General features: G+C 32.3%; 15 protein-coding genes and 1 riboswitch. Of the genes, 13 read left to right on the forward strand and 2 right to left on the reverse strand.

The window, feature by feature from the left end:
- Nucleotides 1-61: 61 nt before the first annotated feature.
- Entirely contained in the window at nt 62-1,378 is a 1,317-nt protein-coding gene (gene ahcY, locus J8L88_RS02755) for an adenosylhomocysteinase (protein WP_027394806.1), read from the reverse strand.
- A 138-nt stretch (nt 1,379-1,516) separates the two neighbouring features.
- On the opposite strand from ahcY, the gene J8L88_RS02760 reads away from it, so the two are divergent.
- The 8 genes from J8L88_RS02760 to J8L88_RS02795 all read left to right on the forward strand — a co-directional run bounded on the left by J8L88_RS02760 (nt 1,517) and on the right by J8L88_RS02795 (nt 7,612).
- Complete coding sequence (locus tag J8L88_RS02760) at nt 1,517-2,146, forward strand: 4'-phosphopantetheinyl transferase superfamily protein (protein WP_027394807.1); 630 nt, start codon at nt 1,517-1,519, stop codon at nt 2,144-2,146.
- 34 nt (nt 2,147-2,180) lie between these two features.
- Nucleotides 2,181-2,441 carry a hypothetical protein gene (locus J8L88_RS02765; protein ID WP_027394808.1) on the forward strand — a complete coding sequence of 87 codons (261 nt, stop codon included), beginning with the start codon at nt 2,181-2,183 and terminating at the stop codon, nt 2,439-2,441.
- Nucleotides 2,425-3,057 (forward strand): nicotinamide riboside transporter PnuC, encoded by a 633-nt coding sequence (gene pnuC / locus J8L88_RS02770; protein ID WP_118387940.1) that lies wholly within the window; start codon nt 2,425-2,427, stop codon nt 3,055-3,057. The genes J8L88_RS02765 and pnuC overlap by 17 nt, the downstream gene beginning before the upstream one ends.
- A complete protein-coding gene (locus J8L88_RS02775) occupies nt 3,018-3,587 on the forward strand; it encodes an AAA family ATPase (RefSeq protein WP_027394810.1) in 570 nt (189 codons plus the stop codon). Before pnuC ends, J8L88_RS02775 begins: the two co-directional genes overlap by 40 nt.
- Nucleotides 3,584-5,149: a DUF4301 family protein gene (locus J8L88_RS02780; protein WP_027394811.1), complete on the forward strand. Its 1,566-nt coding sequence runs from the start codon at nt 3,584-3,586 to the stop codon at nt 5,147-5,149. The genes J8L88_RS02775 and J8L88_RS02780 overlap by 4 nt, the downstream gene beginning before the upstream one ends.
- A complete protein-coding gene (arfB, locus tag J8L88_RS02785) occupies nt 5,146-5,547 on the forward strand; it encodes an alternative ribosome rescue aminoacyl-tRNA hydrolase ArfB (protein ID WP_027394812.1) in 402 nt (133 codons plus the stop codon). Before J8L88_RS02780 ends, arfB begins: the two co-directional genes overlap by 4 nt.
- A 199-nt stretch (nt 5,548-5,746) precedes the next feature.
- A complete protein-coding gene (locus tag J8L88_RS02790) occupies nt 5,747-6,076 on the forward strand; it encodes a hypothetical protein (protein WP_027394813.1) in 330 nt (109 codons plus the stop codon).
- 183 nt (nt 6,077-6,259) lie between these two features.
- The gene (locus J8L88_RS02795; RefSeq protein WP_211059887.1) at nt 6,260-7,612 is read left to right on the forward strand and encodes a sigma-54 dependent transcriptional regulator; all 1,353 of its coding nucleotides are present in this window, start codon (nt 6,260-6,262) and stop codon (nt 7,610-7,612) included.
- On the opposite strand, the gene J8L88_RS02800 is transcribed toward J8L88_RS02795, so the two are convergent.
- A complete protein-coding gene (locus J8L88_RS02800; RefSeq protein WP_108804855.1) occupies nt 7,609-10,044 on the reverse strand; it encodes a hybrid sensor histidine kinase/response regulator in 2,436 nt (811 codons plus the stop codon). The two genes, J8L88_RS02795 and J8L88_RS02800, sit on opposite strands and share 4 nt — an antisense overlap.
- Before the next feature lie 318 nt (nt 10,045-10,362).
- Here J8L88_RS02800 and J8L88_RS02805 point away from each other — a divergent pair, with 318 nt between their 5' ends.
- The 5 genes from J8L88_RS02805 to J8L88_RS02825 all read left to right on the forward strand — a co-directional run bounded on the left by J8L88_RS02805 (nt 10,363) and on the right by J8L88_RS02825 (nt 16,345).
- A complete protein-coding gene (locus J8L88_RS02805; protein WP_211059888.1) occupies nt 10,363-12,546 on the forward strand; it encodes a TonB-dependent receptor in 2,184 nt (727 codons plus the stop codon).
- A gap of 63 nt (nt 12,547-12,609) precedes the next feature.
- Nucleotides 12,610-12,707, forward strand: a riboswitch (TPP riboswitch).
- Nucleotides 12,708-12,790: 83 nt separating this feature from the next.
- Nucleotides 12,791-12,991, forward strand: a complete 201-nt coding sequence (gene thiS, locus J8L88_RS02810) for a sulfur carrier protein ThiS (protein ID WP_027394817.1) — start codon at nt 12,791-12,793, stop codon at nt 12,989-12,991.
- Nucleotides 12,992-13,037: 46 nt separating this feature from the next.
- Nucleotides 13,038-14,897: a phosphomethylpyrimidine synthase ThiC gene (gene thiC / locus J8L88_RS02815; protein ID WP_211059889.1), complete on the forward strand. Its 1,860-nt coding sequence runs from the start codon at nt 13,038-13,040 to the stop codon at nt 14,895-14,897.
- A 76-nt stretch (nt 14,898-14,973) separates the two neighbouring features.
- Complete coding sequence (locus tag J8L88_RS02820) at nt 14,974-15,582, forward strand: thiamine phosphate synthase (protein WP_118387932.1); 609 nt, start codon at nt 14,974-14,976, stop codon at nt 15,580-15,582.
- Between the two features lie 7 nt (nt 15,583-15,589).
- On the forward strand, nt 15,590-16,345 hold the full coding sequence (locus J8L88_RS02825; RefSeq protein WP_027394820.1) for a hydroxymethylpyrimidine/phosphomethylpyrimidine kinase: 756 nt from the start codon (nt 15,590-15,592) through the stop codon (nt 16,343-16,345).
- Nucleotides 16,346-16,351 lie beyond the last annotated feature (6 nt).

The following is a 16,351-nucleotide window of genomic DNA, read 5'->3' on the forward strand; positions in this document are numbered from 1 at the left end:
TATAATATATTCCTGCTAAAAACTTAAATTCAATTTTAAGTAGAGGAATTATTATCTGATTTTAGTATCTGTAATGTTCAGGTTTAAAAGGACCTTCAACAGTTACACCAATATATTCAGCTTGATCGTTTCTTAATTCTGTTAATTCTACTCCGATCTTTTCTAAGTGTAATTTTGCTACTTTTTCATCTAAATGTTTTGGTAGCATATATACTTCATTCTTGTAGCTTTCACTGTTTTTCCAAAGCTCAATTTGTGCTAATGTTTGGTTTGTGAATGAATTACTCATTACAAAACTTGGATGACCAGTAGCACAACCAAGGTTTACTAAACGGCCTTCTGCAAGAATGATTACATCATTTCCGTTTACATTATACTTGTCAACCTGAGGTTTGATGGTATCTTTAGTGTGGCCATACTTTTCGTTTAACCAGGCCATATCGATTTCATTATCAAAATGCCCAATGTTACAAACAATAGCTTTGTCTTTTAAGGCTTCAAAATGTTGCCCTTGAACGATATCTTTATTTCCAGTAGTAGTAATAACAATATCACTATTTCCAATAACCGTTTCTAGTTTCTTTACTTCAAAACCGTCCATAGCAGCTTGTAATGCGCAGATAGGATCAATTTCGGTAACAGTAACTATACTTCCTGCACCTTTAAAAGAAGCTGCAGTACCTTTACCAACATCACCATAACCACAAACAGTAACTCGTTTTCCTGCTAGCATCACATCGGTTGCTCTTCTTATTGCATCTACTGCACTTTCTTTACATCCGTATTTGTTATCAAATTTAGATTTAGTAACAGAGTCATTTACATTGATAGCGGGCATTGGTAATGTTCCGTTTTTTACTCTTTCGTATAATCTATGAACACCTGTTGTAGTTTCTTCTGATAAACCTTTAATTCCTTCAGCTAATTCCGGATAACGATCTAATACCATATTTGTTAAATCACCACCATCATCAAGAATCATATTTAATGGTTTGCGATCTTCTCCAAAGAATAAAGTTTGCTCAATACACCAGTCAAATTCTTCCTCGTTCATGCCTTTCCAAGCATATACAGGGATCCCTGCATCAGCAATAGCAGCGGCAGCTTGATCTTGTGTAGAAAATATGTTACAAGAACTCCAAGTAACCTCTGCACCAAGAGCTTGTAATGTTTCTATTAACACAGCAGTTTGGATAGTCATATGAAGACATCCTGCGATACGAGAACCTTTAAGAGGTTGTTCGTCTTTATACTCTTCTCTAAGGGACATAAGACCTGGCATCTCAGCTTCTGCTAGTTCGATTTCTTTTCTTCCCCAGGCAGCTAATGAAATGTCTTTAACTTTGTAAGGAACATAAGGTACTGTTTTGGTACTCATAGTATCTGTTTTATGTTTATGAAGTGCAATAATTTTAGTATTTCGCACTAAATTATTCTAAATTCGTCTCCTGAAAATCAAGATACTGATGTCCTGAATTTCAGTTTGCAAAGGTACATAATAACTTTAAGAATTCACATGCCTCTTTACAAAACTATAACAGTAGATGATAGTACTAATATATTGATTTGGAAGATAGAAGAGTCTTTTGAAACGCTGTCGGAAGGAATTAAGTTAACAGATCATTGTCAGAATCGCGTTGATAATATGAAATCTGATATGCATAGAAGAGGGTTTATGAGTGTCCGTCATTTATTAGCAGTTTTTGGATACAATGATCACGATTTATATTATGATGATTTTGGTAAGCCACATCTAAAAGATGGAAAGCAAATTTCAATAACACATTCTTACGAGTATGCAGGAATTATTATAAGCGATAAACTTGTGGGTATTGATATTGAAAAACAACGCGAAAAAATTCTTAGAATTGCTCATAAGTTTGTAGATTCTGAACAAGATTTTGTAAATCAACAAGAGGACAAAACCCGAGTGTTGACCGTTATTTGGGGAGCAAAAGAATCCTTATATAAATTATATGGTACTGCAGGGTTGAGTTTTGAGCAAAATATACACATCATGCCATTTGATCTAAATATGCCTTTTACTGCAGGCAGTATTCATTATAATGAAACGATTAGTCATTATGATATAACTTTTTTAGAATTTGATGGGTTTACCTGTGTATATGCTTTGCCCTATGTCTGAGTATAAGAACTAGAATTTTTGAAAATTTGACAAGATGCAGATATCAATAGAGTTAACACTTACCCCTTTACAAAATGATTTTGAAGAACACATTATTAAGTTTATAAAAAGACTTAGAGATTCAAAATTTATAGTATTAGAAAATCCTTTGAGTACTCAGGTATATGGAGGTTATGATGAGGTAATGCCGTTTTTAACTAAAGAAATTAGGAAAGCCTTTGGGGATATGGAGCATGTTTTGGTTTATATGAAAATGGTGAAAAGTAATAGAAGTGACTATGAGCCAAATTTTTGATTTCCTTTTCGGACAATATTCGGAATATTCTACACTAGATATTTCTTTAGAAGTTATTGCAGTATTATTCGGGATAGCAAGTGTTTTTTTTGCTTGGTTTAATAAAATATGGGTATATCCTACCGGATTAATCAGTACTTCTATTTATGTATATTTACTTTTAAAATGGTCGTTATTGGGTGATATGATGATCAATGCATATTATTTTGTGATGAGTATATATGGTTGGTATATATGGACAAAGAAAATAGATGAAACAAATACAACTCCCATTTCTAGAGCAACTTCTACAGAAAAGAAAATAGAATTTTTAATTTTTATTGGTACTTTAATTTTTGTATTTGTTGTTTATAGAACATTTGATAAATGGAATGATTGGACCGCATATGTAGACACATTGACAACAGCAATATTTTTTGTTGGGATGTGGTTGATGGCAAGAAGAAAAATAGAGAATTGGATTTTTTGGATTATAGGAGATATTATTTCTATTCCTTTGTACTTTTATAAAGGGTTTACTTTTACCAGTTTTCAGTATGTGATATTTACATTTATGGCAATTCAAGGATATTTAGCATGGAAGAAAAGCTTAGACAAGAACCCAGTGACTGTATAAGAATTGTATTATTTGGCCCTGAATCAACGGGTAAAACTACTTTATCCAGACAATTGGCAAATCATTATAATGTTTCTTGGGTGCCAGAATATATGAGAATATATCTTCAAGATAAATGGAATAGACTTAAAGAAGTTTGTGTCTATGAAGATTTGATTCCCATTGCTACGGGACAAATGAAGTTAGAAAATCAAATGATTAAAAAAGATGATCCAATAATCTTTTGTGACACAAATCTTTTGGAGATTAAAGTCTATTCTGAGGCTTATTATGATGGATTGGTCCCAGAAGTTATAGAGAAATTTTCGCTAGAAAACACATATGATTTGTATCTTTTAACTTATATTGACACTCCTTGGGTTCCGGATGATTTAAGGGATAAGCCGGATCAGAGAGAAGAGATGTTTTTGAATTTCAAAGAATCTTTAGAAGAAAATAATTGTAATTATGTTACATTAAAAGGAGATCCAGATACTCGTTTTAAGAAAGCAAAAGTTATCATTGACCAATTAATAAAAGAAGCAAAGTGAATATTACGGATAAGGATATTAAACTAATAAGATCAAAAGAATTAACTGTAGAAAAAGTATTATCTCAGATAGAGACATTTAAGAACGAAATTCCTTTTGTAGCCTTAAGAAGCGCAGCTAGTTTAGATAATGGAATTTTAAAATTTTCTGAGCACTATCAATCTGAGTTAACTAAATTATATGAGTCAAGATCTGCTAATCTAGATACAACCAAATTTGTTCCTGCTTCTGGAGCCGCAACGAGAATGTTTAAGGAATTGTTCAAGTTTTTAGATAATTATGAGTATCAAAAAGAAAGTTTAAATTCATATACCAATCATGAGAAAGCTAATGCAATTCGGCTTTTTTTAATAGGACTAGAGAAGTTTCCTTTCTATGATATCGTTATGCAAAAAGTGAAAAGTGCTTACCCTAATTTTGCATCACTCTCAGAAGGGCGACAGCTTCATATTTTTGTGGAAATGATGTTGAAGGAAAAAGGATTGAATTTTGGGGTATATCCAAAAGGGTTGTTGCCATTTCATAAATATACGAATAGCATATCGACTTCTTTTGAGGAACATTTGTTTGAAGCTGCTGGATATAATAAAAATATGAATGGTGATTCTAAATTACATTTTACCATTTCTAAAGAACATTTAGACGCTTTTAAAGATGAATTCGAGAGAATTAAGAAAAAAGTAGAAGCAGAGACTGATACAAATTTTATAATTACATATTCTTTTCAAAAATCAGAAACAGATACGATTGCAGTAGATGAAAATAATGAACCATTTAGAAAAGAAGATGGCTCGTTGTTGTTTAGACCAGGAGGACATGGAGCTTTAATTGAAAATCTGAATGATTTAGATTCTGATATTATATATATTAAAAATATTGATAATGTCGTGGTTAGGAAATATCAAGACGAAGTGTCTGGGTATAAAAAGGTATTGGCTGGTAAGTTAATTGAGATTCAGGATGAAGCGTTTAGAATATTAAATGCAATTGATAAAGAAGCTCCTACAGAAGCGGAATTAAAGGATATCAAGAAGTTTTTGGTGGAACAGCTTAATGTGAGATTGCCTTTGGATTTTGATAAGTTTTCAGAAAATTATAAACTTCAATTTTTAAAAGAATCATTAGATAGGCCTATTAGAGTTTGTGGTATGGTAATTAACGAAGGAGAACCTGGTGGAGGGCCTTTTTGGATTAAAAAAGAAAATGGAAGACTGGTTTTACAAATTATCGAAACACCTCAGATAAACTCCGAGGACAATAGACAGCAGGATATTTTAAAAAGTGCTACTCATTTTAATCCAGTAGATTTAGTTTGTGGCGTTCGCGATTATAAAGGGAATAAATTTAATTTATTGAATTTTGTAGACCCAGATGCTGGATTCATAACGACAAAATCACTTAATGGTAAGGTTTTAAAAGCATTAGAGTTACCAGGTTTGTGGAATGGAGCTATGGCAAATTGGATTAGTGTTTTTGTAGAAGTTCCGCTAACTACTTTTAATCCTGTTAAAACCGTAAATGATTTATTAAAGTCAGCACATCAAGTAAAACTTTTCTCGTGAACACTGCTATCATAATTAATGAATTAAAATTTAAAGCGGTTAGAAGTTCTGGCGCAGGAGGCCAGCATGTTAATAAGGTGTCTTCTAAAGTTGAGCTTGTTTTTAATATTTTGGATTCTAAAGGGTTGACTGATGAAGAAAAATTAAGAATTACTCAAAAGTTGACTTCAAGAATTACCAAATCTGGTGAGCTCATTTTAAATTGTGGGGATACTAGAAGTCAACATAGAAATAAAGAACTTGTAATTAGTAGATGTTTGGATATTTTAAAAGCAAGCTTGCTTGCTCCTAAACCAAGAAAACGGTCTAAACCCACTAAATCTTCTATTAAAAAACGATTAGAAAGCAAAAAAAGACAAGCTTTAAAAAAGTCTAATCGTAGAAAACCACTGTTGTAATAATAATCGTATTAAAAGTGTGTAAAATTTCTACACTTTTGTGTGGATTTTACAAATTTCTACAGTTTTTTATTTTCGCAGAAAATACTTAAACACCTGTAATATAGTATTTTAAATCATTTTCTTTTGCTATTTATTTTTTGGAACAATTATTCCTATTTATAATACCGTAAGACCAGTTTTTACAATAATTATAAAAATGAAAAATTTACAAATGATCATCGCGATAGTAGTTAGCATTATATCAGCACAAGGAGTGATAGCTCAAGATGAGTTGGCTGAAAATGACGGATGGGAATTTATGGATTATGAATATGAAGTACAGGAGTATGCAGAGATCGAAATTGTAGAATTACCAATGTCAATTCAAGATGCTGCTGCAAGAGATTTTGAAAACTTACGTATACACAAAGCCTACATTTCAAAGGATAATACTTATAAAATTATTCTTAAAGGTAAAGATAACTACACTAAAGTTGTATTTGCTAGCGCTAATGGCGAATGGATAAAGCCAGACGACAAATCTTAAATCTAGGGGTAGAAAAGGATATCGTTTTGCAACCAAAAGACGATATAAAGTTGTTTAGTGCTAAAAAGAGACCCAATCCCAAGGGTCTCTTTTTTATTTTTTACGTTTCTTTGATGTAGAGAATTATTAAATGTTTTTAATGTTTAATTTTATGTAATACATTTAGAATTAAATGATGTCAATATGTCCAAATTACTGATTGTTGAAGATGATGTTGCTTTTTGTACAATGCTTAAAACTTTTTTGCAGAAAAAAGGATATGATGTATCTACTTCATTTTCTGGTAGCGAAGCAGTTTTGCAAATTCAAGAGCATACATTTGATGTTGTACTCACTGATGTAAGGTTGCCGGATAGAGATGGAATTACCTTATTAGAAGATATTAGAGCGAAAAACCCAAAGACTCAAGTTGTAATTATGACGGGTTATGCAGAAATTAATATGGCAGTTAGTGCTATTAAGCAAGGTGCTTTTGACTATGTTTCTAAGCCATTTAATCCAGATAAGATACTTCAGATTATAGAAAATGCTTTAAAAGCTGATACTAAGGAGCTAGAACCAAATAGAAATAAAGATTCTAAGAAGAACGATGTAGTTATTGCTAATAATAATTCTTTTGTAAAGGGAATTAGTGATGCTTCTAAAAAATTAAATGAATACGTTGCATTGGTAGCACCTACGCGTATGTCTGTGCTAGTTATAGGGGATAGTGGTACAGGAAAAGAATATGTGGCAAGTAGTATCCATAAAGCTAGTAAAAGATCGGATAAACCTTTTGTTCCTGTAGATTGTGGTGCAATTCCGAAAGAAATAGCTTCAAGTGAATTTTTTGGTCATATTAAAGGATCTTTTACAGGGGCAGTAAATGACAAAGTAGGACATTTTGAAGCTGCTAACGGAGGTACTCTGTTTTTAGATGAAATAGGTAATCTTAGTTATGAATTGCAAGTTCAGCTACTTCGGGCGTTACAAGAACGAAAAATCAAGCCAGTAGGTAGTAATAAAGAAATAGAGGTAGATATTAGGGTTATTGCTGCTACCAATGAAGATCTTAGTAACGCTGTTAAAGAAGGAGAATTTAGAGAAGATCTGTACCATCGACTAAATGAATTTTCGATAAAAGTCCCTCCATTAAAAGATAGAATAGAAGATTTGATGCTTTTTGCGAATTATTTTTTAGAAGAATCTAATGTAGAACTAGATAAGCATGTAGTAGGTTTTGCGGATGAGGTATTGGATACTTTTAAAAAATACGATTGGCCAGGAAACTTAAGGGAGTTGAAAAATATTGTAAAGAGATCAGTTTTGCTATCTCAAAATGAGATGATAACTATGGATATACTACCTAGTGATATAGCGTATGCTTCTCATAATTCTAAACAAACGTACGGTTTGTTTAAAAATCAGAATGAACAGGAGTTGATTTTGGATGCTTTAGAAAAAGCAAATGGCAATAAGGCTAAAGCAGCACGTATGTTGGATATCGATAGAAAAACACTATACAATAAGTTAAAACAATACGATATAAGTCTTTAGTTTTTGACTTTTAATTTATTGATTAAATCTTCTATTTTGTGTATTCCTTCTTCCGTAAGTGAAAGTATTTTATTAGGTGTGAACTCGTAATCGTCTTGATGTTCTAAAGTGTTTAAAATAGGAACAATTTCCCTTGCTTTTATTTGCTTAAACATGGGTAACATTTTATGAGCTAATCTTTTAATTTGTTCAAAGTCTTCATTACTAATGGCAGATTTTAATTCTGTTATGTGATCTATTGTGCTATTGCAGAAAGTTTCTAAAATAGCATATAGAGATTCTGAATCTCCTTGAGCAAAAAGCATTAGATCGTTTAATGAGTAATTGGCGTCTTTTTCTTGATCAGACGTGTTATTTTCATACCCAAGATCTACATCGATGGTTTTAATTTTTAAAACACCTGCGATTAAATCTATTAAAGCTTGTGGAGCATATGGTTTACGAAGGCTTCCAGAAAAACCTGCATCTTCATATTCTGATAAAGAAATTGCAGTTCTACCTGATAACGCAATAATTGGTAAATCGTTATATTTAGAATTATTCTGAATTTCTTTTAGTAGTTCAAAACCATCCATTTTAGGCATTTGTATATCGGTCAGAATTAGATCGTACTCGTTTTTGTTTAAAAGCTCCAATGCATCTATTCCATGTTCTGCTATATCATACGACAACCCTATTAGTGATACTACCTCACTAGTTAAATCTAGTTGGCTGAGATCATCATCTACTATAAGGACCTTTTTGTTTGTAAAATGTTGAATTTCTACAGATTCATTGTCTTCTTCTGTAATTTGAGTTTTAGCAAGTTCAATAGGTATACAAAATATAAAATTACTTCCTTTTTCAACTTCACTCTCTAACTTGATTTTTCCATTAAGTAGTTTGATTATTTTTTTGGTAATTGCTAGACCTAAACCAAAACCACCATATTTTTTTTCCGTATCGTCATCTCCTTGGGAGAATTCTTCGAAAATGTATTTCTGTTGTTCCTTAGTAATTCCAATACCGGTATCTTTTACAGAAATTACAAGCTCCTTTTCCGCAAGACCGTTTTCAGTTATTTTACCATCTATAGTAATTGAACCTTGATCAGTAAACTTATAGGCGTTGTTTAATAAGTTAGTGAGAATTTGTTTGATTCTAAATGGATCTCCTAAGTACTGCTTGTTTAGACTTTTATCCACGTTTATAAAAACCTCTAGGTTTTTAGTATCGTTCACAGGGATGATACTGGTAATAGTATTTTCTATTAACTTTTTAGGAGAAAAAGGTAATTCTTCTATAACCATTCTACCAGCCTCAAGTTTAGATAGATCCAAGAGATCATTTACTAAATGAAGAATATAATCAGAGGATTTTTTTAGATGTCCTAAATAGTGTTTTTGTTTATTAGTTAACCCTGTTTTTTCTAATAAATCGGAATACCCAATAACTGTATTTAAAGGAGAGCGAAGATCGTGAGTCACTGTGTTTATTAGCGATTCTCTAGTTTTTAGTAAAGTTTCTTTATAGGTCTTTTCTGCTTCTAATTCGTTTCGATATTTCTGACTCTTTGATACATCTTTGGTGATCAAAAAGAGAAAAGTAATAGCGATTATTAAGCTAATTGCAGTAATAATTATAATGAATTGAGCAGTTTTATCAAGAATATTATTAGATCGTTCTAGTTTCGCCACATATTCCTTTCGCTCATTATCTTCTATAGCAGCCATCAAATCTCGAAGCTGTCGAGTAATAATTTGATCGTTCTTTAAGAGTTTATTTTCTCTAGCTTTGATCTGTCTTTGGTACCTTCTTTCTTTTTCCTCAGCATCCGAAAGTGCCTGATAAATAGATCTGGCAATAGAATCAATAGTTTGATTGGTTAAACGCTCTTCATTATCTTTTCTCGTATATTCTAACCAAGCTATGATAGCCTCTTTTTTTTGAGGACTATATTTTCTAAAGCGTTTATCATAATCGGTATAATTCCCAAAATTCTCATTCTTCTTTAGTTGGTCCATTACATTTTCCTGCAACCCTTTTTCTTTACTTTGCTCATATATTGCAATAAGTTTCTCAAAGTTTTGGTTTTTATTGTCAATTAAAACCTTAATGCTGTCAATTTTTCTGGATTGTAATGTGTCAAGAGACATTGTACTAACTCTATCTATGGTACTTATAATAGAATCAATTTTTGTTTTATAATTTTTGAATTTCTCTGTATCTGAGGTTTGGATGATATTTCTTGTTAGACTTTCTGCCTCGTAAAGACCGGTTATGGCTTCGCCAACTAAGAAAAGTTTTTCATTGTTATCATTTTTAATTTTAGTGATTTCAGAATAATTGCTAAACTGCCTGTAGATCACCCAAAAAGCAATTACTGCAAGTACAATTGCCAGTGTGTAACCAGCAATTATTTTTAACGTAATAGAACGTTTTGTATTTTTCATACTATACTAACTTCAAAAAAACAGAAGCATTGTTTTTATCTTTAATAAAGTTACAATAAATCAATTAAACATAGTACTTTTGCGGCAAAATCTCAAAGGGGTGCAATGTCTTAAAAAAAGAATTTTTTTAGACAAAGCTGAGATCATACCCGATGAACCTGGGCAGGTAATGCTGCCAAGGGACGCTAGAAGTTATTAATGTCCTTGGATAATAGTACTTTAGGGAATAATAATTATGCTTTTTATGCAGTGTAATTATATTAAACTAATTTTAATCGTTGAATAATTACTCCTTTTATTCGTATCAATATTTTACGAATGAAAAACATATTGTTTTATCTCATCATCTTTTTATTGAGCCTACAGATCTCAGCTCAGGAAAAGCAAAAAGATTCCATAACCAATAAAGTTGAAAAACTGGATGAAGTTCTAGTTAAATCTGTTCGTGTTGATGCAGATTCGCCAATAACACATTCTAATCTTTCTAAAGAAGAATTGGCTACTCGTAATCTTGGTCAGGATATACCAATATTACTTAACTATTTGCCAGGCGTTGTAACTACCACGGATGCAGGAGCAGGAGTCGGGTATACATATATTAGAGTGAGAGGTAGTGATGCATCCCGAGTAAATGTTACTTTAAATGGAATTCCTTTTAATGATGCGGAGAGTCAAGGTACCTTTTGGGTTAACCTACCTGATTTTGCATCTTCTGTAGAAAACTTACAACTTCAGCGTGGAGTTGGAACTTCTACCAATGGTTCTGGAGCCTTTGGAGCTAGTTTAAATCTACTAACGGATGCTGTTTCCGAAAATGCAAATGCAGAAATTTCTAATTCATTTGGGTCTTTTGGTACAAGAAGACATAATCTTAAGTTTAGTACTGGATTGCTCAAGGATCATATAGAAATTGCAGGTCGTTTATCGGCAATTGCATCTGATGGATATATCGATAGAGCATCATCGGATTTGAAATCATATTTTTTACAAGGTTCTTATGTAGATGAAAATACATTAATTAAGGCAGTTGCTTTTGGAGGGCATGAAATTACATATCAATCTTGGTTCGGAATAGATGAAGCAACTCTAGAAAGTGATCGTACTTTTAATCCTGCAGGTCAATATACAGATGAGGACGGAAATACACGTTTTTATGATAACGAAGTAGATAACTATAAACAAGATCATTATCAATTACACTGGAACCAGAAATATAATAATTATTGGTCTACTAATGTGGGACTTAATTATACGTATGGTAGAGGGTTTTTTGAGCAGTATAAGGAGGATGAAGATTTTGCTGATTATGACTTTACTCCTATTGTTATCGGTGGTGAAACTATCAATACTACAGATTTAGTTCGTCGTCGATGGTTAGATAATGATTTTTATGTAATTAATGCCACCGCTAATTATAAGAATAATAATTTGGATGTTGATTTTGGTGCATTTTATAGTTTTTATGATGGTGATCATTTTGGAGAAGTAATTTGGGCACAAAATGCTGGAGGATCAGAAATCAGGGATAACTATTATTTCGGTAATGGAAAGAAAAATGAGTTTACCATTTTTGGGAAAACTACCTATAGAGTTAACAATAAATGGAGCGCATTTGTAGATTTACAAGGGCGTTTTGTAGGGTATAAAACAACTGGTTTAACATCCGATCGAGTTCCATTAGAAGTAGATGAAGACTATGATTTCTTTAATCCAAAATTGGGAACTACATACCAAATCAATGCTTCTAATCAATTATATGCATCTTATGCAAGAGCGAATCGAGAGCCAAGAAGAAGCGATTTTGAAAATGGAATTAACAAGGCAGAAAAACTTAATGATATCGAATTAGGTTGGAGGTTTAATAAAAAGAGAACGATAGTAAATGCTAATTTATATTACATGTGGTATAAAGATCAATTAGTACTTACCGGAGCATTGGATGATGTAGGAGCACCTATAAGAGCTACAAGTGGAGAGAGTTATCGTTTAGGGATAGAAATTGATGCCGATATAACTATTACGGACAAATTTATTGTAAAGCCTAATATAGCTATTAGTACCAATAAAAATAAAGATTTTGTAACTTCTAGAGATGGTAGTTTAGTAAATTTAGGAAACACTAATATTTCTTATTCTCCAAATATAGTAGCAGGGAATATGTTTATATATCAACCTGTAAAAAACCTTCAACTTGGATTTCTTTCTAAATTTGTTGGAGAACAATATATGGGTAATATAGATAGTGAAACCTCTAAATTGGATAGCTTCTTTATAAATGACCTAAACGTAGTATATGAGATCAAAAACATACCAGTTTTTAAATCTATTGTGCTAACAGGTTTAGTGAATAATATTTTTGATGCAGAATATGTGTCTAATGGGTATTTCTTCACTTTTGATGATGATTTTAGTAATCCAGGAACAGTTACAACGGTTGAAGGAGCAGGATTCTATCCACAAGCTGGAATTAACTTTTTACTCGGAGCAACATTAAAATTTTAAGTTAAAAAACCTAGAAAACTAATATTTCTTAGTATAGTTTTCTGGGTTTTATTATTTTTATCAAATGAACTTTAGGGGTGACTCCTTATTATGGAGTCTGAGAAATACCCTTTGAACCTGATGCAGTTAGTACTGACGAAGGGAAAAGTTAATCTCATTTCTTATATTATAAGATATATAAGAATATGATTTTCTTCTCAAAGAACAGGTTTTACCTAAAGTTTATGGATTTAAATCTAAATAAATGACCATAAACGTTAATAATCAAAAGCAAATTATTTCAGAAAATAGTTCGATAGATTTTCTATTAGAAGAGCTATCACTTTCTAAAAACGGAATTGCTATTGCTATTAATAATCAAATCATAACCAAAGATACTTGGAGTGATACCATCGTTAAGGTAAATGATAATGTTACCATCATTCGTGCTACACAAGGAGGATAAATAAAATACTAACTAGGCTTACTAAAAAGTTAAAACGACTTACTTTATGAAGAAAAAAGATACTGCACCACAGGAGGGGAAAATAACAACAACTCCTTTTCCAAGTTCTAAGAAGATCTACGTAAATGGAAATATCCATCCAAAGATTAAAGTGGCCATGCGAGAAATAGAGTTAAGTGATACCGTAGATTCGATGACTCGTAAGAAAACACCCAATGAATCAGTAGTAGTATATGATACCAGTGGGCCATATACCGATCCGAGCAAAGAAATTAATGTGCATGAAGGGATTGAGCGTATTAGAGAACAATGGATTTTGGATCGTGGTGATGTAGAAGAATTGGATAATTTTTCTTCAGAATATTGTAATCAACGTCTAAATGATGCAAGTTTAGATCATCTTAGGTTTAACCATTTAAGAAAGCCTAAGAGAGCAAAAGCAGGAAAGAATGTTTCCCAAATGTATTATGCTAAGCAAGGAATCATAACTCCTGAAATGGAATATGTTGCTATCCGAGAAAATCAAAAAATTGAAGAAGCTACCAGAATTGCTAATCAACATCCAGGTCAAGATTTTGGAGCAAGTATTCCTAAAAAAATTACAGCAGAGTTTGTAAGAGAAGAAGTAGCTAGAGGAAGAGCAGTAATCCCTTCTAATATAAATCATCCAGAAGCAGAACCAATGATCTTGGGGCGTAATTTTTTGGTAAAGATAAATGCCAATATTGGTAACTCTGCTACAACTTCTAGTATAGAAGAAGAAGTAGAAAAAGCGGTTTGGGCTTGCCGTTGGGGAGCTGATAATATTATGGATCTTTCTACAGGTCAGAATATTCACGAAACACGAGAATGGATCGTTCGTAATTCTCCAGTACCAATTGGTACAGTGCCTATTTATCAAGCTTTAGAAAAGGTAAATGGAAAAGCAGAAGACCTTACTTGGGAGATTTTTAGAGATACTTTGATAGAGCAAGCAGAACAAGGAGTGGATTATTTTACAATACATGCGGGTGTACGTTTAGCATATGTTCCTATGACAGCAAAAAGAGTTACAGGAATTGTTTCTCGAGGAGGTTCTATTATGGCAAAATGGTGTTTAGCACATCATAAAGAAAGTTTTTTATATACTCATTTTGAAGAAATTTGTGAGATTATGAAATCCTACGATGTAGCCTTCTCTTTAGGAGATGGTTTACGTCCAGGGAGTATAGCTGATGCTAATGACGAAGCACAATTTGCAGAATTAGAAACGCTAGGTGAATTAACAAAGATTGCCTGGAAACACGATGTACAAACTTTTATAGAAGGACCAGGGCACGTTCCTATGCATATGATTAAACAAAATATGGATAAGCAATTAGAAGCTTGTGGAGAAGCACCTTTTTATACATTAGGTCCTTTAACAACTGACATTGCACCAGGATATGATCATATAACATCAGGAATCGGTGCAGCAATGATCGGTTGGTATGGTACAGCCATGTTATGTTATGTAACTCCTAAAGAACATTTAGGTTTGCCTAATAAAGAAGATGTTCGCGTTGGTGTGATTACCTATAAGTTAGCGGCTCACGCTGCTGATTTAGCAAAAGGGCATCCAGGAGCACAACATAGGGATGACGCATTAAGTAAAGCTCGATTTGAATTCCGCTGGGAAGATCAATTCAATTTAGCTCTAGATCCAGAAAGAGCAAGAGAATATCACGATGAGACATTACCGGCAGAAGGAGCAAAGATTGCTCATTTTTGTAGTATGTGTGGTCCAAAATTTTGTTCTATGAAAATCTCACAAGAAGTACGTGATTATGCTGCTCAAAAAGAAATTGATGATCAGAAAGCTCTAGAAAAAGGAATGCAGGAGAAAGCAGAGGAGTTTAAAGAAAAGGGAAGCGAAGTATATCTATAAGTATAAGTTGTCGGGCATTGAGTTTCTATAATTATGATACTCAATGCTTGATGTCCAATTACCTGACACCAAAAAGATGATTATAGTATTAACATCAGAAAAACCAATTCCTAACGAAGCCAATCAGATTAATCAATTATTTAAAGCTGGTTTAGAAATATTACATCTTCGTAAACCGACTTTTACAATTGATGGATATCGATCTTTGTTAGATTTAATAGAGGCTAAATATCATAATAGAATAATGACGCATCAGTTTCCCGAGCTTACTCAAGAATATAAATTAAGAGGGATTCATTTACAAGAGCAAGCACGTATTGATCTAGAAGATGCATTAGAAGTTACTATTAAAGTTTATACTAATAAAGGGTTTTCTGTGACAAGTTCTTTTCATTCTAAAGAGGATATTGAAGCATGTAAAGCAGATTTCGAATATGTTTTATTAAGTCCGGTTTTTGGATCAATTTCTAAAGCAGGTTATGAAGGGAAAGGTTTTGATGTAAATGACTTGAATCATACCATTATCGGAATGGGAGGAATTAATGAAACTACTTTACAAAAAACCTATGATTTAGGATTTAAAGGAGTTGGTGTTTTAGGTGGTATTTGGAATACTGAAGATCCTATAAATAGTTTTTCTAAAATACAGGAAGCAAATAATATAGTGTTAAAAGACACGATTTAGATTCTATATGCAAAATCGTCCTAATGTACTTACAATTGCCGGTTTTGACCCTTCTTCGGGAGCAGGATTAACAGCAGACATTAAAACTTTTGAAGCTTTAAAATGTTATGGAATAGCAGTTTGTACGGCAAATACTATTCAGAATGACAAAGATTTTGAGGCATGTCATTGGATCGAAGAACAAATTATAAAGAATCAGATAGAAGTTTTATTGAAAAGATTTAAGATTGATTATGTAAAAATCGGGATTATCCAAAATTGGGAAGTACTTCTTGATATTATTGACTTTCTATTAGAGAAGAATAGTAATATGAAAATTGTCTTAGATCCAGTTTTAAAATCAAGTTCGGCTTATGATTTTCATGAGCTTTCAATTGTAGCACCTGAATTCGAAGAGATATTAGATAAAATATATCTTTTGACTCCAAATTATAGTGAAATTAATGCTTTTTATCCTGATAAAACTATTGAAGAAACGATACAACATATTTCTAATAAAACGAATGTATTGCTAAAAGGAGGCCATCGAGAAGAAATGCTGGGAAAAGACGAATTATTTACCAAACAGGGAACTTACTTTGTATTAAATCCTAAAAACAAAAACATGACTGAAAAACATGGAAGTGGTTGTGTGTTATCATCGGCGATAACAGCATATCTGTCTCAAGGTTTTCCGTTATTAAAATCCTGTTATCGAGGAAAGCGATACATAGAAAAAGTGCTAAGTTCTAACACCTCGCTTTTGGCGTATCATAAATTCTAAAATATA

The sequence above is a fragment of the Aquimarina sp. MMG015 genome (assembly GCF_018100855.1).
GTDB classification, from domain to species: Bacteria; Bacteroidota; Bacteroidia; order Flavobacteriales; family Flavobacteriaceae; genus Aquimarina; species Aquimarina latercula.